The 22,259-nt window shown below is 70.1% G+C and carries 18 protein-coding genes; 6 read left to right on the top strand and 12 right to left on the bottom strand.

The window, feature by feature from the left end; translation table 11 throughout:
- Positions 1-513: TetR/AcrR family transcriptional regulator (locus BR31_RS0113925; RefSeq protein ID WP_027501507.1), on the top strand; the 513-nt coding region annotated here is incomplete at its 5' end.
- A gap of 93 nt (positions 514-606) precedes the next feature.
- On the opposite strand, the gene gndA is transcribed toward BR31_RS0113925, so the two are convergent.
- Together gndA and BR31_RS0113915 are read right to left on the bottom strand one after the other, a co-directional pair.
- The gene (gene gndA / locus BR31_RS0113920) at positions 607-2,064 is read right to left on the bottom strand and encodes an NADP-dependent phosphogluconate dehydrogenase (protein ID WP_027501506.1); all 1,458 of its coding nucleotides are present in this window, start codon (positions 2,062-2,064) and stop codon (positions 607-609) included.
- A 168-nt stretch (positions 2,065-2,232) separates the two neighbouring features.
- Positions 2,233-4,338, bottom strand: coding sequence for a DEAD/DEAH box helicase (locus BR31_RS0113915; protein WP_027501505.1), 2,106 nt, complete (start codon positions 4,336-4,338; stop codon positions 2,233-2,235).
- A 476-nt stretch (positions 4,339-4,814) separates the two neighbouring features.
- On the opposite strand from BR31_RS0113915, the gene BR31_RS0113910 reads away from it, so the two are divergent.
- Complete coding sequence (locus BR31_RS0113910) at positions 4,815-5,363, top strand: OsmC family protein (RefSeq protein WP_051637395.1); 549 nt, start codon at positions 4,815-4,817, stop codon at positions 5,361-5,363.
- Between the two features lie 18 nt (positions 5,364-5,381).
- Here BR31_RS0113910 and BR31_RS0113905 read toward each other — a convergent pair whose 3' ends face one another.
- Entirely contained in the window at positions 5,382-6,326 is a 945-nt protein-coding gene (locus BR31_RS0113905; protein ID WP_027501503.1) for a M56 family metallopeptidase, read from the bottom strand.
- Between the two features lie 27 nt (positions 6,327-6,353).
- On the bottom strand, positions 6,354-6,776 hold the full coding sequence (locus tag BR31_RS0113900) for a BlaI/MecI/CopY family transcriptional regulator (RefSeq protein ID WP_027501502.1): 423 nt from the start codon (positions 6,774-6,776) through the stop codon (positions 6,354-6,356).
- Positions 6,777-6,929: 153 nt separating this feature from the next.
- Between BR31_RS0113900 and BR31_RS0113895 the strand changes: the two genes are divergently transcribed.
- Both BR31_RS0113895 and BR31_RS0113890 read left to right on the top strand, forming a co-directional pair.
- Entirely contained in the window at positions 6,930-8,240 is a 1,311-nt protein-coding gene (locus tag BR31_RS0113895) for an alpha/beta hydrolase (RefSeq protein ID WP_027501501.1), read from the top strand.
- Entirely contained in the window at positions 8,237-10,801 is a 2,565-nt protein-coding gene (locus BR31_RS0113890) for a bifunctional lysylphosphatidylglycerol flippase/synthetase MprF (RefSeq protein WP_027501500.1), read from the top strand. The genes BR31_RS0113895 and BR31_RS0113890 overlap by 4 nt, the downstream gene beginning before the upstream one ends.
- A gap of 113 nt (positions 10,802-10,914) precedes the next feature.
- Here the strand turns inward: BR31_RS0113890 and BR31_RS0113885 are convergent, their stop codons facing one another.
- From BR31_RS0113885 to BR31_RS0113875, 3 genes are read right to left on the bottom strand one after another with little or no spacing between them, the layout of a single operon-like run.
- Positions 10,915-11,787 (bottom strand): ABC transporter ATP-binding protein, encoded by an 873-nt coding sequence (locus BR31_RS0113885; RefSeq protein ID WP_027501499.1) that lies wholly within the window; start codon positions 11,785-11,787, stop codon positions 10,915-10,917.
- On the bottom strand, positions 11,787-12,878 hold the full coding sequence (locus tag BR31_RS0113880) for a FecCD family ABC transporter permease (RefSeq protein ID WP_027501498.1): 1,092 nt from the start codon (positions 12,876-12,878) through the stop codon (positions 11,787-11,789). Before BR31_RS0113880 ends, BR31_RS0113885 begins: the two co-directional genes overlap by 1 nt.
- Positions 12,875-14,269, bottom strand: coding sequence for an iron chelate uptake ABC transporter family permease subunit (locus BR31_RS0113875; protein ID WP_156042479.1), 1,395 nt, complete (start codon positions 14,267-14,269; stop codon positions 12,875-12,877). Before BR31_RS0113875 ends, BR31_RS0113880 begins: the two co-directional genes overlap by 4 nt.
- Before the next feature lie 325 nt (positions 14,270-14,594).
- Here BR31_RS0113875 and BR31_RS0113870 point away from each other — a divergent pair, with 325 nt between their 5' ends.
- Positions 14,595-15,323, top strand: a complete 729-nt coding sequence (locus tag BR31_RS0113870; protein WP_027501496.1) for a hypothetical protein — start codon at positions 14,595-14,597, stop codon at positions 15,321-15,323.
- Between the two features lie 198 nt (positions 15,324-15,521).
- The gene (locus BR31_RS0113865; RefSeq protein WP_027501495.1) at positions 15,522-15,956 is read left to right on the top strand and encodes a PaaI family thioesterase; all 435 of its coding nucleotides are present in this window, start codon (positions 15,522-15,524) and stop codon (positions 15,954-15,956) included.
- A gap of 15 nt (positions 15,957-15,971) precedes the next feature.
- Here BR31_RS0113865 and nuoN read toward each other — a convergent pair whose 3' ends face one another.
- From nuoN to BR31_RS0113840, 5 genes are read right to left on the bottom strand one after another with little or no spacing between them, the layout of a single operon-like run.
- Positions 15,972-17,636, bottom strand: coding sequence for an NADH-quinone oxidoreductase subunit NuoN (gene nuoN, locus BR31_RS0113860; RefSeq protein WP_027501494.1), 1,665 nt, complete (start codon positions 17,634-17,636; stop codon positions 15,972-15,974).
- Positions 17,633-19,267, bottom strand: a complete 1,635-nt coding sequence (locus tag BR31_RS0113855; protein WP_027501493.1) for an NADH-quinone oxidoreductase subunit M — start codon at positions 19,265-19,267, stop codon at positions 17,633-17,635. The genes nuoN and BR31_RS0113855 overlap by 4 nt, the downstream gene beginning before the upstream one ends.
- On the bottom strand, positions 19,264-21,156 hold the full coding sequence (gene nuoL, locus BR31_RS0113850; protein ID WP_027501492.1) for an NADH-quinone oxidoreductase subunit L: 1,893 nt from the start codon (positions 21,154-21,156) through the stop codon (positions 19,264-19,266). Before nuoL ends, BR31_RS0113855 begins: the two co-directional genes overlap by 4 nt.
- Before the next feature lies 1 nt (position 21,157).
- Positions 21,158-21,457, bottom strand: coding sequence for an NADH-quinone oxidoreductase subunit NuoK (gene nuoK, locus BR31_RS0113845; protein ID WP_027501491.1), 300 nt, complete (start codon positions 21,455-21,457; stop codon positions 21,158-21,160).
- Complete coding sequence (locus tag BR31_RS0113840) at positions 21,454-22,251, bottom strand: NADH-quinone oxidoreductase subunit J (protein ID WP_027501490.1); 798 nt, start codon at positions 22,249-22,251, stop codon at positions 21,454-21,456. Before BR31_RS0113840 ends, nuoK begins: the two co-directional genes overlap by 4 nt.
- Positions 22,252-22,259 lie beyond the last annotated feature (8 nt).

The raw sequence follows: 22,259 nt of genomic DNA, 5'->3' as shown, positions 1-22,259 counted from the left end.
GTGCGCGGCCTGCGGGTGGAGAAGCTCGCTGCCGAGGCGGGTGTCTCGACCGCCCTGATCTATTACCACTTCCAGGACCGGTCCGGGGTACTGCGCAGCGCCCTCGACCACATCAATGACAGGGCCGAGCGCTATTCCGACGAGGCATTCGAATCCTCCGACCCCCGAACGCAACTCGAGCAGATGCTCCTGCTCGAGATCCGGGGCATCCCTGAGGTCCGGGAGAACAGCATCGCCTGGGGTGAGCTCCGGGCGAGCGCCGTCTTCTCCGATGACCTGCGGGACCCGCTACGGACCACGACGGAGGCGTGGGCACGCGATGCCGAAACCCTCATCCGGCAGGCGCAGGCCGCGGGTCAGGCGAGCCCGGCGGTCGACCCGGCCGACGCGGGCGAGCGCCTCACCGCACTCGTCGAGGGCCTGAGCGAACGCTGGCTGAGCGGGTCGATGACCCTCGAACGGGCCCGAGAACTCCTCGCAGGCGCGGTCGCGGTCGAGCTCGGCCCGGTCTAGCCGCCGGGCCCGACGAGACGAGCCCGGCCCTCCCTCGGCTGACACCCATGGGGTACGCGTGGAGAAGGCCGGGCTCGGGGAACCTCGGCGGTGTTACGCCTCGACCTCGGTGCGGTCGCCGCTCCAGAGCGTGTGGAACTTGCCGGGGCGGTCGGTGCGCTCGTAGGTGTGGGCGCCGAAGAAGTCGCGCTGGCCCTGCGTGAGCGCGGCGGGCAGGCGCTCGGCGCGCAGTCCGTCGTAGTAGGACAGGGAGGAGGCGAAACCGGGGACCGGGATGCCGAGCATGGTGGCGGTGGCAACCACGCGGCGCCAGCTGTCGATGCCCGCTTCGATCGATTCCCGGAAGTACGGGGCGAGGATCAGGCTCGGGAGCGCCGGGTTCTCCTCGTACGCGTCCTTGATCCGATTGAGGAACTGCGCGCGGATGATGCAGCCGCCGCGCCAGATGGTGGCCAGGTCGGCGGGCTTGAGATCCCAGTTGTACTCGGCGCTGCCCGCGGCGATCTGGTCGAAGCCCTGCGCGTACGCGACGATCTTCGACGCGTACAGGGCCGCGCGGATGTCCTCGGTGAACTGTGCGGCGTCGGTCGGCTTGTCGCCGAGGGTTCCGGCCGCGAGGCCCTGCGCCTGGGCGGCCGCCCGCTGGGCCCGCGAACCGGACAGTGCCCGAGCGAAGACGGCCTCGGCGATGCCGGTGACCGGGACTCCGAGGTCGAGTGCGGACTTGACCGTCCAGCGGCCGGTGCCCTTCTGCTCGGCGGCGTCGACGATCACGTCCACGAGGGCCTGACCGGTCTTGGCGTCCTTCTGCCGCAGCACCTCCGCGGTGATCTCGATCAGGTAGGACTCGAGCGTGCCGGTGTTCCACTCGGCGAACACGTCCGCGATCTGACCGGCGTCCAGGCCGAGCGCGTCGCGGAAGAGGTGATAGGCCTCGCCGATCAGCTGCATGTCGGCGTACTCGATGCCGTTGTGCACCATCTTCACGAAGTGGCCTGCGCCGTCGGGGCCGATGTGCGTGCAGCAGGGGGTCCCGTCGACCTGAGCGGCCACGGACTCGAGCAGCGGTCCGAGCGACTCGTAGGACTCCTTGGGTCCGCCCGGCATGATGGACGGGCCGTTCAGCGCGCCCTCCTCGCCACCGGAGATGCCTGCGCCGACGAAGTGCAGACCGCGGTTGCGGAGGGCGGCCTCGCGGCGGATGGTATCCGTGTACAACGCGTTTCCGCCGTCGATGATGATGTCGCCCGGCTCCATCGCGGAGGCGAGCTCCTCGATCACCGAATCGGTGGCGTCTCCGGCCTTCACCATGATCAGGACGCGGCGGGGCTTCTGCAGGGCCGAGACGAACTCGTCGACGGTCTCGGTGCGGACGAAGTCGCCGTCACCGCCGTGCTCGGCGATGAGGGCATCGGTCTTCGCGACGCTGCGGTTGTGCAGGGCGACGGTGTGGCCGTGCCGGGCGAAGTTCCTGGCGATGTTGGAGCCCATCACGGCAAGTCCGGTGACGCCGATCTGCGCGCGGGCGGTCGTGCTGCTGTTCTCGGTCATGCCGTACACCTTCCCTTGCTGGGCCCGTGAACAAAAGTGCGGGGTCCCAATATCTGTCGTCGGCGGCGGGAGCCACCAGTCCTGTGCCCGCACAGCCGAGACGCCACCGACCGCGGGTGCGGTCGGTGGCGTCTGGGTGTCTGTGACGAACGCGTCGGCGCTCAGCGATCAGCGATCGCCGCGCGGGCCGTCGAATCCGTCGTACGAGCGGCGCTCGGTGCGGCTACGGAAGCCACCGGAACGCGAGGAATCGCTGGTGCGCTGGGCGCGATCCCCGTAGCTGCGCTCGCCGTTGCCGGAATCGCGGTTTTGGCGGTCGCCATACGGACGGTCCCGCTGTGGGCGGTCACCCTGCGGGCGGTCACCGTAGGGACGGCTGCCGTGCGAACGCTGGTAGCCACCCTCGCTGCGCTGGGGGCGGTCGTTGTACTTGCGGTCGCCCTGGTAGCCGCCTTCGGAGCGGTTGCCCTGGTATCCACCCTCGGTCCGGGGCCGGTTGCCCTGGTAGCCGCCCTCGCTGCGCTGGGGGCGGTCGTTGTACTTGCGCTCGCCCTGGTAGCCGCCCTCGGAGCGGTTGCCCTGGTAGCCGCCCTCGCTGCGCGGCCTGCTGCCCTGGTAGCCGCTGCCGTCACGCTGGGGCCGGTTGCCCTGGTATCCGCCCTCGCTGCGCTGGGGGCGGTCGTTGTACTTGCGCTCGCCCTGGTAGCCGCCCTCGGAGCGGTTGCCCTGGTAGCCGCCCTCGCTGCGCGGCCTGCTGCCCTGGTAGCCGCTGCCGTCACGCTGGGGCCGGTTGCCCTGGTATCCGCCCTCGCTGCGCTGGGGGCGGTCGTTGTACTTGCGCTCGCCCTGGTAGCCGCCCTCGGAGCGGTTGCCCTGGTAGCCGCCCTCGCTGCGCGGCCTGCTGCCCTGATAGCCGCCACCCTCACGTCGTGGCCGGCCACCCTGGTAGCCACCCTCGCGGCGGGGCCGGTCGCCGAAGCGGTCGCTCTTGAAGTGCTGTTCGCGGACCGGCTCGCCGCTCGGCGCCTTGGCGCCGGTGATGGTGGCCAGCTCCTCGGATCCGGGCGCGACGTTCACCGCGGTGGCGTCCACTCCCGCCATCCCCGTGAGCTTGCGGACCAGGCGACGCTGGTTCGGCAGCACGATCGCGACGACCGTGCCCTTCTCGCCCGCGCGGGCGGTCCGGCCTGCACGGTGCAGGTAGTCCTTGTGATCGGCGGGCGGATCGACGTGCACGACGAGGTCGATGCCGTCGACGTGGATGCCGCGGGCCGCGACGTCGGTGGCGACCAGCACCGGGGTACGGCCGCTCTTGAAGCGCTCGAGGACGCGGGTGCGCTGGTTCTGTGCCTTGCCGCCGTGCAGCGATTCGGCCGGGATGCCAACTGCGCGAAGACGATCGGTGATGCCCTCGCAGCCGAGCTTGGTCCTGGCGAACATGATGGTGCGGCCCTCGCGGGCGCCGATCTCGGCGAGGACGACGTCCTTCTGGCCGCGATCGACGAGGAGCACGTAGTGCTCCATGGTGTCGACGCTGGCCTTGCCGTCCTCCGTCGAGTGCGTCACGTGGTCGGCCAGGAACTGCCGGACCAGCGACTGCACCTCGCGGTCGAGCGTCGCGGAGAACAGCAGTCGCTGACCGTCGGGTCGGGTCTCGCCGAGGATGGAGCGGACCTCGGGCAGGAAGCCCATGTCGGCCATCTGGTCCGCCTCGTCGAGCGCGGTGATCTCGACCTCGTCGAGCACGCAGGTGCCCTGCCGCAGGTGGTCACCGAGGCGACCGGGGGTCGCGACGAGGATGTCGACGCCACGCCGGAGCTGCTCGACCTGCTTGGTGAACGGCATGCCGCCGACGGCAGCGCGCACGTTCACGCCGACCGAGGATGCGTACGGGTAGAGCGAGTCGACGACCTGGATCGCGAGCTCACGGGTCGGCACCAGGACAAGGGCGCGCGGCCGCTTGGCGGCGGGCCGGTCCTCGTGCTGCGCGAGCCGGGCCAGCATCGGCAGGCCGAAGGCGAGGGTCTTGCCGGACCCGGTCTGGGCCCGACCGAGGACGTTCCTGCCCGCGATCGCGTCGGGCACGGACATCGCCTGGATCGGCGACGGCACGGTGATGCCGTTCCTGCTGAGAGCGGCGACCACGGGGGCGGGCAGGCCGATCTCGGCGAAGGTGATGGTGGGGGTCTCCTCGGCGGGCGAGGGGGACTCGAGCGTCGCCGGTTCCTCGGGGGAAACGGGGGCAGCAGAAGACAAGTGGACAGCGTCGGTCACGCGGATTACCTCTCCGGACGTCGGGCGCGTCGCGGAGCGCGAGCTGTCATGCAGCACGCAAAGAGACGAGCCGGGCACAGTGTCGCCTGGCCGTTCCCGGTGACATTACGGCCGGGGGCGGGGCTGGGTGCCTGAACAATCAATTGGTGGACCGCGATTGCGGCCGTCGTTCAGTGTACGCGAGGCGCCGGAAAACCACACGTCAGCGGGGTTGTGACGTGGGCAACTGCCCCCGGAAGGGTGTCGGTGGCACGCGGAGTCCCTGTGCACCACCAGGATTCGCCGGTTAGGATCGCCTCGTGACCGACACCCACGTGACCGATGCGGCTATGGCCCTGGTCCGTCGTCGGCACATCGATCTTGCGCTGGTGTGTGCCGCCGCTTGTCGCGGCCGCTGATCCGACCTGAACCGCGACCGTCGCTCGCGGAGTCGAATCCTGCGACGTTCACCCACATCCTGCGCAAGGAGCCCTTCCATGTCCACGATCAACGCTGCGCCCACGACCCTTGACCCCGATGCCGGGACCTCTCATCTGGGCGGCATCATCCGCGCGACCACCGACGCCGTCCACAAGGATCGCGCCAACGCACAGGTCCGGTTCGCGGCGACCGCGACGGCGCACGACGCCGTCGCCAGCACCGTCCGCGCCGGCAAGCACTCCGTCGAGGTGGACGAGCCGCCCGCGCTCGGCGGCGGATCCACCGCGCCCAACCCCGTCGAGTACTACCTGGCGGCGCTGCTGTCCTGCCAGGTGGTGACCTATCGATTCTGGGCCGACAAGCTCGGCCTGGAGATAGAGGACATCTCCGCCACGGCGGAGGGAGACCTCGACGTGCAGGGCTTCTTCGGGCTCGACGAGTCGGTTCGCCCCGGATTCGGCGAGGTGCGGGTCACCGTCACGCTCGCAGGGCCGGAGAGCGCCGAGCGGTACGCGGAGCTGCAGGCGGTCGTCGACGAGCACTGCCCGGTGCTGGACCTGACGCGTAATCCGACCCCGGTGCGGACCGTGCTCCAGGTCGCCTGACGCGGCGACGGGTCGGGCTCAGCCCCGGAACAGGCGGCTGAGCTCGACCAGCCAGGGCACCGCGACGGCGATCGTCGGGACCACGAGGATGGCCACCGACGCGAGGTACGCGGCGGCCGCGAGCTGTAGGTCGTTGCCCTCGCCGCCGAGCCGCTTGATCCGGGTCAGGGTGTGTGGACCGCCGGCCGCCATGGCGCCGACGGGGGCGCTCGACCCCGAGCAGGCGACGAGCGCGCGGGCCAGGGGAGTGGGGCCGGTGACCTTGACGGCCGAGTCGTCGGCGAGCATCTCGACGAGCAGTTGCACACAGCCGAGGGCGGATTTGCTGCGGACCACCCGGGGGAAGGCCTCGTTCACCGCGGTGAAGGCCTCGAGTACGAGGTCGTGCCTGGCACGCAGGTGGGAGCGCTCGTGCATGAGGATCGCCGTGACCTCCTCCCGCTGCAGGCTCGCCAGGGTGCCCTCGCTGAGCACCACCCGCTGCCGGAGGCCGGGCAGGCAGTACGCGATCGGTTCGGCGGCGCTGAGCACCCGGAGGTTCGAGTTGCGCCCGCGCTGTGGGTCGCGCTGATCGAGGAGATCGACGAGCATCCGGTGCCGGGCGCGGCGCCTGCGCGTGCGCACCCCGACCGAGGCGATGGAGAACACCAGCTTCGCGCCGATCAGGAGGGTGAGCGTGAGCACGACCACGTACGCGATCCAGAGCGGGAGCCCAAGCGCGTCGATCTCGGCTGTCGGCGCGGTCGTCGGTCTGCCGTCGGGGCCGGGTACGAGCAGCTCGGACGCGATCGCCAGTCCGGAACTGAATGCCGACAACACGGCCGCGAGCGCGATGGCCTGCCACAACACCAGCGCCGCCCGGGGTGCCCGATATGGCCAGGTCGCCCGGGAGAGGAGGGCTGGCACCGGCCCTGCAAGCAGCAATGCGAGCAGCGCGAAGGCAAGTGCGGTGGTGGGGTTCATTGCCCACCCATCATCCACATTGTGGGGTCAGCTGGCGCGATCGGTCCCCGGATCGACGCTCCGGAGGTTGGGTTTGGACGCCTCCGAGGCCTCGAGCGCGGCGAGCGCCTCACGCAGTGCGGCCGCCTCGTCGGCGCCCACCTGCCCGACGAAGTGCACCAGTGCGGCGACCCGACCGTCGGATTCGTCGGCCTGCTGCAGCGCGTCGACCATCAGGCTCGCGACGAGCTCGTCGCGGCCGTGCACGGGTACGTAGCGGTGCGCCCGATCGTCGCGCTGCTGGATCACCAGGTTCTTCTTGGCGAGACGCTGGAGGACCGTCATCACGGTCGTGTACGCCAGCTCCCGGCGCGTGGCGAGAGCCTCGTGCACCTGTCGCACGGTCTGCGGTTCGGAACTGGACCAGAGGTGGTCCATGACTGCGCGCTCGAGTTCCCCAAGTCCTGCCATGAGAACAGTGTACGGACTGTCCGACGCACATGCGTACTACTGCTCGTAGTACGAAATTCAAGGATCCGTGCTATGTGTGGAGAGGCTCGTTGCGGAACCGGCCAGGGGCCGCCGGAGGGAATAGTCTGCTGTCACCCGTCGAGAGGCGCACCCGTGGATTGGCTGCTTCGCTGGTCACTGACCTCTGGCCCGCTCCCGTGGTTCATCACGGCCTTCGGCGCCGTCGGTGGACTCTGGCTGCTGCTGGCGCCGACAACGGACCCGCGTCGATTCCGGCACCGGGCCATCCCGCTCGCCGCGGCGGTCGCGCTCGGGTGCACCGTGGCCCTCTGGGTGGTCGTCGAGAAGTGGTGGCGGCCGTTCCCCGATCCGATCGAGACCGAGATCTACGTCTGGATCGGCGTCGGCATCCTCGCGGTGGCGCTGCTGGTGGCGCGGCTGTTGCTCGACCGGCGGGTGTGGCGGGCGGCGGTCTCCGTGCTCGCGGCCGTTGCCGTTGCCGCGGCGGCGGGCGCGCAGATCAATCTGGTCTTCGCCGCCTATCCGACGGTGCGCGACGTCCTCGGCATCGCGAACCCCAACGAGATCGCCTTCGGCGAGCTACCGCCGCCGACGCCCGACCCCATCTCGGGTACCCCCCTCGAGTCGGTGTGGCGGCCACCGGCCGACCTGCCGACCGAGGGCAAGGTGACCACGGTGCCGATCCCGGGCGTCGCGTCCGGCTTCGGGGCGCGCGATGCACAGATCTATCTCCCGCCCGCCTACTTCGCCGACCCGCGGCCCGCGCTGCCGGTGCTCGTCCTGCTCGCCGGGCAGCCGGGTTCCCCTGTCGACTGGTTCAACGGGGGTCGGCTCGCCCAGACGATGGACGCCTTCGCCGCACAGCACGGCGGCCTGGCCCCGGTGGTGGTCGTCGCCGACGGCACCGGGTCGCAGCTCGCCAACCCGCTCTGCCTCGACTCGAAGCTCGGCAACGTGGCGACCTACCTCGCCGTGGATGTTCCCGACTGGGTGAAGTCGCATCTCGAGGTGAATCCCGACCCGCGGAGCTGGGCGATCGGCGGGCTGTCCTACGGCGGTACCTGCTCGCTGCAGATGGCCACCAACCATCCGGACGTGTATCCCACGTTCCTCGACCTGTCCGGCCAGGAGGAGCCGACGCTCGGGGACCGGGCCCGCACGGTCGACGAGGCATTCGGTGGTGATGCGGCGAAGTTCGTGGCGGTGAACCCGTTGGACCTGATGGCCGCGCGCAGGTACCCGGGCACGGCCGGTGTGTTCGTCATCGGCAGCGACGACCGCGAGTATCAGCCGGGGGCCAAGCGGGTGTATCAGGCGGCCGAGGCCGCGGGGATGGACGTGCAGTACGTGGAACTGCCGGGGGGACACAGCTTTGCGGTGTGGTCGGCCGGGCTCGAACACGAGCTCGGGTGGTTGGCGAAGAGGATGGGGCTGATCTCGTGACTCAGGCGACGGCGACCGCGGCCACCAGGCAGACCCGCAGGCTCATCGAGGTGGCCAGGTTCGGGGTGACCGGTGCGCCCGTGAGCATCGGACTGCTGGTCCTGATCTGGGTCATGGGCGCGGCCACCGGCAGCCTGCTGTCCGGCCCGTCGCGGTACGTGAACCGCCATTTCGCGGCCGGGATCGGGGCCTTCGAGGACGGCCGGGTCTGGACGGCGTTCACCGCCGGGCTCTGGGCGCCGGGCCTGGCGGGTTATCTGGTCGCGACGGCGCTTGTCCTGCTGGTGGCCGCACCGATCGAGCACCGGATCGGCTCGGGCCGCTTCGCGGTGGCGGCGGCGAGCACCCAGGTGCTCGGCACGCTCCTGGGGATCGGGGTGTCCGCGCTGGTGAAACTGGTCGACGAGGGCTGGGGCTTCCGGTTGCACATCGGGACCGCGGTCGGCCCGACGACGTGGATCGTCGGCGTGGCGATGGTGGCGAGCTCGCGGATGGACACGCTGTGGCGACGGCGGACCCGGGTTGGGGTGTTCGCGCTGCTGATCACCCTTGCGCTGTTCGGCGGGCACCTCGAGGACATCATCCGGCTCGCCGCGGCGGTGGTCGGGCTCGTCCTCGGTCCCTGGATCGTCGGCCGGTCGGCGCGCGGGGCGCGACTCGCGGGGACCCGTCGCGAGGGCCGGGTGCTCGTCGCGATCGTGGTCGCGGCGGGCGCGTTGGGTCCGGCACTGGCGGCCCTCTCGCCCAACGCGGTCGGACCGCTTGCTGTGCTGCGCGAGCTGTTCCGCGGGGTGCCGTGGACGCCGGCCGAGGTGCGCGCGATCTGTGCGGAATCGCCGAACGGCGAGGAGTGCAGGCGCGGGTTGCTCGGGCTGCGTCTCGGCGGGGTCGGGCCGACGCTGCTGAGCCTGATGCCCTCGATCTTCCTGTTGGTGCTCGCGGACGGCCTGCGCCGCGGCAGACGGTTCGCGTGGATCGCGGCGGTGGTCGTGCACGCGATCCTCCTCGCGCTGTCCGTGGCGAACTACGTCGTCCGGTTCGTCGAGTCGGTCGGGGAGGAATCGCTCTTCTACGGACTCGACTCGCCGAACCTGTACCGGACGATCACGCCGTTTCTGACGCCGCTCGCGATCCTCGTGGTGTTGCTGTTGACCCGGCGGTTCTTCGATGTGGCCGCGCCGAGGGGCACGTATCGCCGGATGTGGTTGCTCCTGCTGGCGGTCGCCGCGGGGCTCGGCATCGTGTATGTCCTCGGCGGGCTGCTGGCGCGCAACGGATTCGACCGGGACCCGGGGTTCTCGGGGTTGCTCGCCGACTACCCGCAACGCCTGATCCCCCCGGTCTACCTGCAGTGGCTCGATCCGCACCTGCTGCCCGACAGCGCCGCCACGACCCTGCTGTTCGAGTGGACCGGGGTGGTGTTCTGGGTGGTCGCCTGCGTGGCCGTGCTCGCGACGTTCCTCAAGCCGGCCTACGGGGCCGAGACCGAGGACGCCGAGCGGGCCAGGAAGCTGTTGTGCGCCACCGGCGGCAGCCCGCTGTCCTGGATGACGACCTGGCGCGGCAACAAGTACTGGTTCAGCCCGGACGGGACGAGCTACGTCGCCTACCGGGTGATCGGGGGCGTCGCGCTGACCACAGGGGATCCGGTCGGTCCGCCGGACCGGTTGCGGGACACCGTGACCGACTTCGCGGAGTACGCGTCCGGCAGCGGGTGGGTGCCGTGCTTCTACTCGGTGACCGGCGAGCTGCGGGAGGTGACCGACTCGATGGGGTGGTCGGGCATCCAGGTCGCGGAGGAGACGGTGCTCCGGCTCGACGACCTCGCGTTCACCGGCAAGAAGTTCCAGGACGTGCGCACCGCGGTGAACCGGGCGAAGAAGGACGGGATCAGCGCCGAGTGGATCTCGTTCCCCGACGCCCCGCTGGCGATCACCGATCAGATCACCGCCATCTCGGAGGAGTGGGTGGCGGACAAGGGCATGCCGGAGATGGGCTTCACGCTCGGCGGCCTCGAGGAGATCGACGATCCGCAGGTTCGGTGCCTGGTCGCCGTGGATTCCGAGCGCACCGTGCACGGGGTCACCTCGTGGATGCCCGTCTACCGGGACGGCCGGGTGGTCGGCTGGACCCTCGACTTCATGCGTCGACGCTCCGAGGGCTTCCGGCCCGCGATGGAGTTCCTGATCGCCTCCGCGGCGATGCTCCTCAAGGAGGAGGGCGCCGAGTTCGTCAGCCTGTCCGGCGCGCCGCTGGCGAAGGTCGGTTCGCCGGAGGCCGCGGCCGACGCCGACGAGGACCTCGAGCGGTCCACCCTGTCGACGGTGCTCGACCGTCTCCTCGACGTGCTCGGCAAGACGCTGGAACCGGTGTACGGGTTCCGGTCCCTGCTGGCCTTCAAGTCGAAGTTCCAGCCCGAGTACGTGCCGATGCACATGACGTTCGCCGATCCGGCTGCGCTGCCGAGCATCGGCAACGCCATCGGCAGGGCCTACCTGCCGGAGGTCTCGATCGGCCAGGGAGTTCGCCTGGTGCGCACCATGATCGGCGGGAGCCGCTAGCGACTGCTTGCAGGTCGCTCGAAAGTGCCTGCCGCTAGCGACTGCTTGCAGGTCGCTCGAAAGTGCCTGCCGCTAGCGACTGCTTGCAGGTCGCTCGAGAATGACCGTCTGACTCAGGCCGAGCCGACGCTCACCGCATCGGCCGCGGGAGTCGGTCCACCGATCGACCCGTACACGTGCCTGGTCCCGATGGGCACGATCAGCGGTCGGTCGGAGACGGGGTCGTCGATGACGCGGGCCTCGAGCCCGAACACCTCCAACAGCAGCTCCTCCGAGATCACCTCGCTCGGGGTGCCGGACGCGACGACCGCGCCCTCGGACATGACGATAAGGCGGTCGCTGTAGCGGATGGCGAGGTTCAGGTCGTGCAGCACCATCACCACGGTCCGCCCGAGCTCCTCGTGCATCCGGTCAACCAGGTCGAGCACCTCGACCGAATGCGCCAGGTCCAGGTACGTGGTCGGCTCGTCGAGCAGCAGGATGTCGGTGCCCTGGGCCAGGGCCATCGAGATCCATGCGCGCTGACGCTGGCCTCCGGAGAGCTGGTCGACCGGGCGGTCCGCGAGCTCGGACACCCCGGTCAGGGCCAGCGCCCTTGCCACCTCGCCCTCGTCGTCGGCCGACCATTGCCTGATCCAGGACTGGTGCGGGTGCCGGCCGCGGGCCACCAGATCGGCCACGGTCAGTCCCTCCGGGGCGACCGGTGCCTGCGGCAGCATGCCGAGGGTGCGCGCGACGTCCTTGGTCTTGAGGGTGGAGATGGCCTTGCCGTCGAGCAGCACCTGGCCGGACTTCGGCTTGAGCAGCCGACCGAGGGAGCGCAGCAGGGTGGACTTGCCGCAGCCGTTCGGCCCGATCACCGTCGTCACAACGCCGGTGGGGATCTCCAGGTCGAGCCCGTCGACGATGATGCGGTCGCCGTAGCCGACGGTGAGGGCCTCGGCCGCGAGCCGCGGCGCGGTGTGCTCGGTGGTGAGCTCGCTCATCAGACCGACACCTTTCGATTGTTGCGGACGAGCAAGTACAGCAGGAACGGTCCGCCGAGGGCCGAGGTCACGATGCCGACGGGGAGTTCGACGGGGAGGATGGTGCGCGCGATGACGTCGCTGCCGACCACGAGGACGGCCCCGACCAGGCCGGAGGCCAGGATCGGCGGTCCCGCGGTCCGCAGAATCCGGAGCGCGAGCTGTGGCGCGCACAGCGCGACGAACCCGATCGGGCCGACGGCGGCTGTCGCGATGGAGGCGAGCGCAACGGCGGCCAGCAGGAGGGTGGCCTGGCCGGTCTGGAGCCGGACACCGAGGGAGCGTGCGTTGTCGTCGCCGAGACGCAGCGCGCCGAGGGTGAACGAGGAGATCAGCGCGATCGTGCCGACCACCGCGACGCCGATCGCGACCGGCCAGACCTGCGCCCAGTCGCTGCCGTTGAGGGACCCGTTGAGCCAGACCTGTGCGCGGGCGACGTCGTTGATGTCGGCGGAGATCAGCATCCACTGGATCGCGGCGATCAGCATGGCGTTGAACCCGATGCCGATCAACACCACCCGGTAGCCCTGCACCCCGCCGCGCCACGCGAGCGCGTAGATGATGACGGCGGTCGCGATGCCGCCGATCAGTGCCGCGATCGGGATGCCGAGCACCGCGAGCAGTCCGACGAAGCTGCCGCCGCCCGCGAGCACGATGAGAGCAACGGCCGCCGCACTGGCCCCGGCGGTGATACCGAGCAGGTCTGGGCTGGCCAGTGGATTGCGCAGGATGGACTGGGTGATCGCGCCGGAGATGCCGAGGGCGAGCCCGGTGAGCAGTGCGGTGAGGGCGCGCGGCAGGCGCAGGTCCATCACGATGAAACGCTCGACCTTGGTGCCGCCGCCGAAGAGGATCTCGGCGACGGTCGGCACCGAGATGGCGAAGTCGCCGCGGCCGATGTTGATGCACAGCAGCAGGAACGCGGCGAGCAGCAGGCCCGCGGTGATCGCGACCATGGTGGTGCGGCGGACCAGGGAGACCGGCCCGACCCGGAACCCCGGGCGCGACGGCACCGTGGCGGGGAGTTCGACCTCGTCGTCGATCAGGCTCACAGCGACACCAGCTTTCTGCGCCGGACGAGCGCGACGAAGAACGGTGCGCCGAAGAGCGCCAACACGATTCCCACCTGGAGTTCGCCGGGGCGGACCACGACGCGGCCGATCACGTCCGCGAGAAGGACCATGATCGCGCCGATGATGCCTGCATAGGGCACCAGCCAGCGGTAGTCGGGACCGGTGATCGACCGGGCGACATGGGGTACCACCAGCCCGACGAAGGCGATCGGGCCACAGGCGGCGGTGGCGGCGCCGGTGAGCAGGGTGATCGCGATGATGCCGATCGTCCGGCTCAACACGATGTTGGTGCCGAGGCCGCGGGCGACATCGTCGCCGAGGCTGAGCACGTTCAGGCTGGGGGTGCTCGCCATCGCGATCAGCGCGCCGATCACCAGGAACGGCAGCACCTGCCACAGCACCTCGGGCCCGCGCCCGGCGATGGAGCCGACGACCCAGAACCGGTAGCCGTCGAGGCTGGTCTGGTCGAGCAGGATGACGGTGTTCGTCATGGCGCTGAGGAACATCGCCACCGCGGCACCGGCGAGCGCGAGGCTCAACGGGCTGGACCTGCCGTTGCCGATCGACGAGATGCCGAACACGACGATGCTCGCGGCGAGGGATCCGGCGAAGGCGAACCACAGGTACTCGTTCGGTCCGGCCAGCCCGAACAGGTAGATCGAGAGCACCACGAAGAAGGCGGCGCCGCCGTTGAGGCCGAGCAGGCCCGCGTCGGCGAGCGGGTTGCGGGTGTGGCCCTGGATGAGCGCGCCCGCGATGCCGAGCGCGATGCCGACGGCGATCCCGAGGGCGGTGCGCGGCACCCGCAGGGTCCGCACCACCAGGTCGGTGTCGATGCCGGTCGGGGTGAACAGTGCGTGGAAGATCTCGGCGAAGGTCATCGGCCTGGCTCCGACCGCGATGCTGGCCAGGGCGGCCGCGGCGAGCAGCAGCACGAGGAGTGCGAGTCCGAGCAGTCGGCGCCTGCGGATCGCGGCCATCGAGGTGTCGCGGCGGATCGGGGTGAAGCCCTCCGCGACCGCGGTCTTGAGCCGGACGACCTCGGTGCCGGTGCGGGGGAGCAGCGCCCGGCGGGTGCCGAGCGGCTCGCCGGAGTCGGCGTCCCGGGTGACCAGGCCCAGCCAGCCCTTCCCGACACTCTGGCCCGTGCTGCCCTCCCTGGTGCCGCGGTTCCAGACGAGCAGGGCGGCGGCGGTGATCAGGGCGACGCCGCCGAAGACCGCGCGATCCATCTGGCCGCCGCCGTTGTCGTCGCGCAGGGAGTCGACGATGAACCAGCCGATGACCAGGGGGAGGGCGACCACGCCCAGGTCCGCGAGGGCGGCGAGCAGTCGGCGTTGCAGCGGTGCGGGTCCGCTCGGGACCTCCAGCGAACCGTAGACCTCGGTCGGGTGGGTCCCCCGGGTCTCGGTCGGCCCGGGGCCAGCCGCGACCGAACCTGGTGTGGGGGTGGACGTCACGGTCGGTGGCTCCTGATCGGCGAGGCGCAAGCTTGAGAGATTAGGTTACGGAACCCTATCTCCGGCGAGGGGTCCGGCTCCCCGTCGCCCGCTAGTGATGGTTAGGCTAACCTACATTCGCGGCCCGACCCGATGTGGGGTCGCCCCATGAGATGTCCGAATGTCGCCGACCCAGGAGTGAGCAGTGTCTTCCATCGCAGCGCCCCCGATCGCAGTGTCATCGACCGCCGTTTCGATGAGACCGCTGGGGAACGACCCGGCTGCCGCGCTCGACGACTCCTGTGCCCGGCTGCGGGGCATCTACCCGGACTACCCGCGGGTGTACGCCGTCGCGCTGATGGCCGACCAGGGCAAGCGTCGCTGGTGGTCCGCTGCCGAGGGGATTCGCGGCGACCGCCTCGAGCGGATGGTCGAGCGGGCGCTCGCGGATCTCGGCGAGCCGGAGGCGGCCGCCGCCTCGGTGGCGACCGCGCTCATCCATGCGGTGATCGGCCGAGTGGCGTCGCTGGTGGTGCTGGAGGGGCGGGCATGGGATCCGGGTCTCGAGAACCTGTGGCTGCACATGGACAGCGATGGCTGCATCGACTGGGCCGGGGTGTGTGATCCGGTTCTGCGGGTGCTGCCGGGCGATCGGTGGGCCGGGACGCGCGCGGCCGTGACGCTGCCGTGTGAGGGTGCCCTGCTGGTGTGGACCGCGTACCGGTGCCGCGCCGCGCTGGTCGCGATCTTCGATGCACTCGACCGGATCGTTCCGCTCGATCGATCGCGTCTGTGGGCCATGGTCGGTGAAGCGATCCTCGGCGCCGCCACGCTGGTCCCGATCCTGGGCGGGGTCGGGGAGTCCGTGGCGATGCGCCGGGGTCAGGGCCTGCTCGACGCCTTCGAGGGTGCCGGGGTGCCGGTCCGGGCGCGTGCCGACCGGACGGCGCCGCGGCGTGGCGCAATCGCCTCGCCTGCAAGTTAGGCCAGGCTTGCCTATAGTCATGTCCGGAACGTGAATGATCGGACCGCGCCGGAGTCCTGAGGGCTGCAGAGACTCCCGGTCCTTCCCCGCGACGGGCCCCACACCTTCGGGTGCGGGGCCCGTCGGCATTTCGGGCGAAAGGTACATTCACTCGACCGGCGGCAACCATGGAGTGTGAAGATGAGCAACGTGTCCTCGATGAGCGATCTGTCCGGGATGGATCCCGCGGCCGCGACCCCGTTCCTCAACAAGGGATTCGGCGAGGTGCTTGGGCTCGAGTACACCGAACTCAGCGGCGACCGGGTCCGTGCCACGTGGACGGTCCGACCCGAGCTGTACCAGCCGGCGGGCATCATGAACGGCGGCGTGCACTGCGCCGTCGTCGAGACGCTCGCCAGCATCGCGGGCAGCATCTGGCTGGGTGACCGGGGGCACGTGGTCGGCGTCAACAACAACACCGACTTCCTGCGGGCCACCCGCGATGGCGTCCTCTACGCGGAGGCGACGCCGGTGCACCGCGGCCGCACGCAGCAGCTGTGGCAGGTCGCCGTGGTGGACGAGCGCGACCGCCTGGTGGCCAAGGGGCAGGTGCGACTCGCGAACGTCACGGACACGGACCGCCTCGGCGGCTGAGCCCGGCACTGCGCGTCAGCGGAGGAACTCCGCCGCCCGGTCCGCGAGTTCGAGCGCGGGCTGGGGCAGTATCCCGAGCATCAGCGTGACGACGGCGCACAGACAGATCGCGGCCGCGGTCGCGGTGCTGGGCACGACGACCGTCGTCGCCTCGGAGGCGGGCTGTGCTGTCTTGTTGCTCCGCAGGCTCCGCTCCTGTGGCTCCGAGAAGTACATCAGCACGATGACCCGCACGTAGAAGAACGCGGCGATCGCGCTGCTGATCACGCCGACGATGACCAGGGGTGTTGCCCCGCCCTCGGCGGCGGCCCGGAACACCGCGAACTTTCCGACGAACCCACTGGTCAACGGGATTCCGGCGAAGGAGAGCAGGAACAGGGCGAAGACCGCGGCGAGCAGTGGCGAGCGCCTGCCGAGGCCGGCCCAGCTCGACATCTCGGTGGCCTCGCGAGATCCCCTCCGCACCAACGTCACACAGGCGAAGGCGCCGAGGGTGCTGAACCCGTAGGCGAGCAGATAGAACATCGTGGCCGAGAGCCCCGCGTCGTTACCGGCGATCAGGCCGGTGAGGATGAACCCGGTGTGGGCGATCGCCGAGTACGCGAGCATTCGTTTGACGTCGGTCTGGGTGATCGCCAGGACGGCACCGATCAGCATCGTCGCGATGGCCACGGCCCACAGCACCGGACGCCAGTCCGCCCGCAGATCCGGCAGGGCGACGTAGAAGATGCGCAGCATCGCGCCGAACGCGGCGACCTTGGTCGCCGCCGCCATGAACGCGGTGACCGGGGTGGGGGCGCCCTGGTACACATCGGGCACCCACGAATGGAACGGCACCGCACCGACCTTGAACAGCAGGCCGACCGTCAGCAGTCCGGCGCCGAGCAGCGCCAGCACCGGCCGTTGCTCGCCGCCGTCGGCGATCGCGTCGGCGATGCCCGCGAGCCGCACCGTGCCCGCGTAGCCGTAGAGCAGCGCCACGCCGTAGAGGAAGAACGCCGACGAGAACGCGCCGAGCAGGAAGTACTTCAGCGCCGCCTCCTGGGAGAGCAGGCGCCGGTGCCGGGCCAGTCCGCAGAGCAGGTAAAGGGGCAGCGACAGCACCTCGAGCGCGACGAACATGGTGAGCAGGTCACCCGCCGCGGGGAACAGCAGCATCCCGCCGACCGCGAAGAGCGTCAGTGGGAACACCTCGGTCTGCGTCACTCCCGCCCTGGTCGCCTCCAGTTCGTCGACGCTGCCGGGCACCGCGGCCGCCTGCGGGGCGAAGGCGTCGATGCCACCCGCCCCGGACGCGGGACCCGGGACCGATGCGCCAGGCGAGTGTCCGACCGCGACCCCGGCCCGCAGGCCGCTGCGCTCGGCGATCAACAACACCGAGAGGATCGAGACCAGCAGGATCGTGCCCTGCAGGAACAGGGTGGCGCCGTCGACGACCACCGCGCCCATGACGGCGGTGCCGCGATCTCCCCTCAGCAGCACGACCGCGACGAACGCGGCGCCGAGGCCACCGAGACTGAGCACCAGGTGGCAGGCCAGTCGGCCACGGGTGGGCGCGAAGGCCTCGACGATCACCGCCACGACCGCCACCCCGAACACGATCAGCATCGGCGCGAGCCTGCCGTATTCGATGTCCGGCGCGGGCAGTGCAACCTGGGCGAGGGCTTCGTGGGACCTCATCGGGGCGCACCTCCGTGGTTGTCCTGATCGGCGACGTAGCCGGTGAGCTGCGGGCCAGTCGGCGCGGGATCCTGCTGGCCGATCGTGGTCATGATCTGACTCACCGCGGGGTTGACGATGTCGAGGACGGGCTTCGGGTAGAAGCCGAGGACGAGGAGCAGCGCGATGAGCGGAGCGACGACCGCGAGTTCGCGGGGCACCAGGTCGCGGATGCGCCTGTTGTCCTCGTTCACGGGGCCGGCCATCACGCGTTGGTAGAGCCACAGCACGTAGATCGCGGCGAGAACCAGCGCGCTGGTCGCGATCAGCGCGGCGACCGGGTAGCGGGTGAAAGTGCCCACCAGGACCAGGAACTCGCTCACGAACGGGGCGAGCCCGGGCAGGGACAGGGTCGCGAGGCCCGCGACCAGGAAGGTGCCCGCCATCACAGGGGCGACCTTCTGCACACCGCCGTACGCGGCGATGGCCCTTGTGCCGCGGCGGGAGACCAGGAACCCGGCCACCAGGAACAGGGCGGCGGTCGAGATGCCGTGGTTGACCATGTAGAGCGTCGAGCCGGCCTGACCCTGACTGGTCATCGCGAAGATGCCGAGAATGATGAACCCGAAGTGCGAGATCGACGTGTAGGCGATCAGCCGCATCACGTCGGTCTGGCCGATCGCCAGCAGCGCGCCGTAGACGATGCCGACCACCGCCAGCGTGACGATCAGCGGCGCGAAGTACGCGGACGACTCGGGGAAGAGTTGCAGGCAGTAGCGGAGCATCGCGAAGGTGCCGACCTTGTCGACCACGGCCATCATGAGCACCGCGGTGGCCGGGGTGGCTGCGGTGGCCGCGCCCGGCAGCCAGGTGTGGAAGGGCCACAGCGGCGCCTTCACCGCGAAGGCGAACATGAAGCCGAGGAACAGCGCGTTGAGGACGCCGGGATCGACCCCGAGCCCGCCCGTCGAGGCGGCCGCGACGATCTCGCGGAAGTCGAAGGTCCCGCCGGGCAACGGGCTGCCCTCGCGCACCGTCACCACATACAGTCCGATCACCGCGGCCAGCATGATCAGGCCGCCGAAGAGGTTGTACAGCAGGAACTTCACCGCCGCGCGGGACCGGCGCAGGCTGTACTGCCGGGTCGCCCCGCCTGTCGCGGTCCCGCCGAACCCGCCGATCAGGAAGTACATCGGGAGCAGCATCGCCTCGAAGAACACGTAGAACAGCAGGATGTCGAGGGCGGTGAACGACACCAGCACCATCGATTCGACCACCAGGATCAGCGCCACGTAGAAGTGGATCCTGCGCCGACCGATCGGGTCAGGCTCGGGGACGTCGTTCCAGCCGGCCAGCAGGAGCAGTGGGACCAGCACGGCCGTCAGCAGCACCATCACCAGCGCGATGCCGTCCACTCCGAGCGTGTACCGGGTGCCGAAAGCCGGGATCCAGGCGTGTGACTCGACGTACTGGTACTGCTCGCCCGCCGGATCGAAACCGACAGCCATCGAGACGGCAAGCGCGAGCACCACGAGTGCGGTGCCGAGCGCGAAGGACCGGGCGAGCCGGTGCTTGTCCGCGGGCAGGGCAAGGACGGCGGCGGCGCCGACGAGCGGTGCCACCCAGATCGCGGTCAACCAGGGAAGGCTCATCGCAGACCCACCAGCACCATCGTCGCGGCCACCGCGGCCGCTCCCGCGAACATGTACAGCGCGTAGGTCCGGACGAACCCCGTCTGCAGCCGCCGGATTCGCGCCGAGGCGCCGCCGATGGCCGCGGCCAACCCGCCGACCACGCCGTCGATGCCCCGGCCGTCGAAGTACCCGAGCCACCGCGTCAGATGTTGGCCAGGACGCATGAACACCGCCTCGTTGACTGCGTCGCCGTACAGATCCCTGCGCGCCGCGACGGTGAGTGGGGAGACCGCGGCCGGCGCGACCTCGGGGATCTCCTGGCCCGCGTACTGCCGGTAGGCGACCGCGACTCCTGCGAGCACCACCGCCAGGGTCGTCGCGGTGATCACCCATACGGGGACGCCGAGATCGGGATGGTGGGCACCGACCACCGGCTCGAGCCAATGTTGCAGCGCGCCACCGAAAGCCAGGATCGCACCGGAGGCGACCGAACCGATCGCGATGAGGATCATCGGCCAGGTCATCACGCCGGGCGACTCGTGCGGGTGGGCCGCTACTGGTTCCTCCCGCCATCGGGGCGTGCCGAAGAACGTCATCAGCATCACCCGGGTCATGTAGAAGGCGGTGATGCCGGCCCCGAGCAGGGCCGCCGTGCCGAGGACGATGCCCTCGGCACCGCCCGCGCCGAATGCCGCCTCGATGATCTTGTCCTTCGAGAAGTAGCCGGAGAACGGGGGGATGCCGAGGATGGCCAGGTAGCCGAGCCCGAACGTGACGAAGGTGATCGGCATGAACACCCGCAACCCGCCGTAGCGGCGCATGTCGGTCTCGTCGTTCATGCCGTGCATCACCGAGCCGGCGCCGAGGAAGAGTCCCGCCTTGAAGAAGCCGTGGGTGAGCAGGTGCATGATCGCGAACGCGTACCCGGCGGGGCCGAGGCCCGCGGCGAGCACCATGTAGCCGATCTGGCTCATCGTCGACGCCGCCAACGCCTTCTTGATGTCGTCCTTGGCGCAGCCGATGATCGCGCCGAACAGCAGGGTGATCGCGCCGACCGCCACCACGGCGAGCCGCGCACCCGGCGCCAGGTCGAAGATCACGTTGGACCGGACGATGAGGTAGACGCCCGCGGTGACCATGGTGGCGGCGTGGATCAACGCGGACACCGGGGTCGGGCCCTCCATCGCGTCGCCGAGCCAGGACTGCAGCGGCACCTGGGCCGACTTGCCGCAGGCCGCGAGCAGCAGAGCCAACCCGATCGCCGTCACCACCGACTCGCTCGCCCCGTCAGCGGCGGCGAAGACGTCGGCGAAACCGATCGAACCGAACGTCGCGAACATCAGCATGATCGCGACGACCAGGCCCATGTCGCCGACGCGGTTGACCACGAAGGCCTTCTTCGCCGCGGTCGCCGCCGCGGGCTTGAACTGCCAGAAGCCGATCAGCAGGTACGAGGCGAGGCCGACGCCCTCCCACCCGACGTACAGCCCGAGGTAGTTGTCGGCGAGCACCAGGAGCAGCATCGCCGCGAGGAACAGGTTGAGATAGGCGAAGAAGCGGCGCTTGCCCACATCGTCCTTCATGTAGCCGATCGAATAGATGTGGATCAGCGAGCCGACCCCGGTGATCAGCAGGACGAAGCAGATCGACAGCTGGTCCAGCAGGAGTCCGAAGTCCACCTGCAGGCCGGCGGCGGGCACCCAGCTGAAGAGATCCTCGGTCACGGCACGATCGGCGGTGTCGCGGCCCAACATCTGGGCGAAGAACACGACACCGACCGCGAACGACGCCAACGCCATCGCGCAGGCGAACAGATGACCCCACCGGTCGGTTCGCCTGCCGCCGAGCAGCAGCACCGCGGCGCCGAGCAGCGGCAGGGCGGGCAGCAGCCAGATCCCCCCGGTCATGTCAGTACCTCAGCAGGTTCGCGCCGTCGACCGAGGCCGAACGTCGGGTGCGGAAGATCGTCATGATGATCGCCAGGCCGACAACGACTTCCGCGGCGGCGACCACCATGGTGAAGAACGCGAAGACCTGGCCGTCGAGGTCGTGCTGCATCCGGGCGAACGTCACGAACGCCAGATTGCTCGCGTTGAGCATCAGTTCGATGCACATGAACACGACGATGGCGTTGCGGCGCACGAGGACGCCCGCCGCACCGATGGTGAACAGCAGGGCGGACAGGTACAGGTAGTTCTCGGGGTTCACCGCGTGCCCTCCTCTCCTGATGTCTCCGATTCGGGTGCCGAGATATCTCGCTGCCGGAGAATGCGACTGACCGACGACGGGGCGAACGACCCGTCCGGGAGCAGCGCGGGCATGTCGACCGCGTTGCTGCGGGCGTAGACGCCGGGACTCGGCAACGGGGTCACCCGCTCGCCGCCCGTGGCGCCCTCGCTCCAGCGACGAACCCGGTCACGCGAGAGCGCCCTCTGGTCCACGCGCGGCCACAACCGCTCGCGGTGGGCCAGCACCATGGCGCCGATGGTCGCGGTGATCAGCAGCGCACCGGTGAGTTCGAAGGCCCACACATAGCGGATGAAGATGAGTTCCGCGAGGGCCTCGACATTGCCGGCAGGCCGCCCGGCCGGCTCGGCCGCGACGCCTGCCCAGTTGACGGACGCGTTGCCGATGGCCGCCATCAGCAGCACCCCGAAGCCGAGCCCCGCCACGAGCGCGGCGATCCGTTGGCCGCGAAGCGTTTCCACCAGCGAGTCGGAGGAGTCGACGCCGATGAGCATCAGGACGAACAGGAACAGCATCATCACCGCGCCCGTGTAGACGACGACCTGTACGACGCCGAGGAAGAGCGCGTCCTGGGCGATGTAGAACACCGCGAGGATGATCATGGTCAGCGCGAGGAAAATCGCCGAATAGACGGCCTTGGTCGCGCACACCACGCCGAGGGCGCCGATCACCGCCACCACGGCGAGGATCCAGAACTGGACCGCCTCGCCCGTGGACGTGCGCTCGAGGGGCTCGGCGGCGAACTGCGCCGCCATTGCGACCG

This window comes from Rhodococcus sp. UNC363MFTsu5.1 (assembly GCF_000686785.1).
GTDB lineage: Bacteria > Actinomycetota > Actinomycetes > Mycobacteriales > Mycobacteriaceae > Rhodococcus_G > Rhodococcus_G maanshanensis.
The sequence above is the reverse complement of the archived record's forward strand: the minus strand, read 5'-3'. Positions and strand labels throughout refer to the sequence as shown.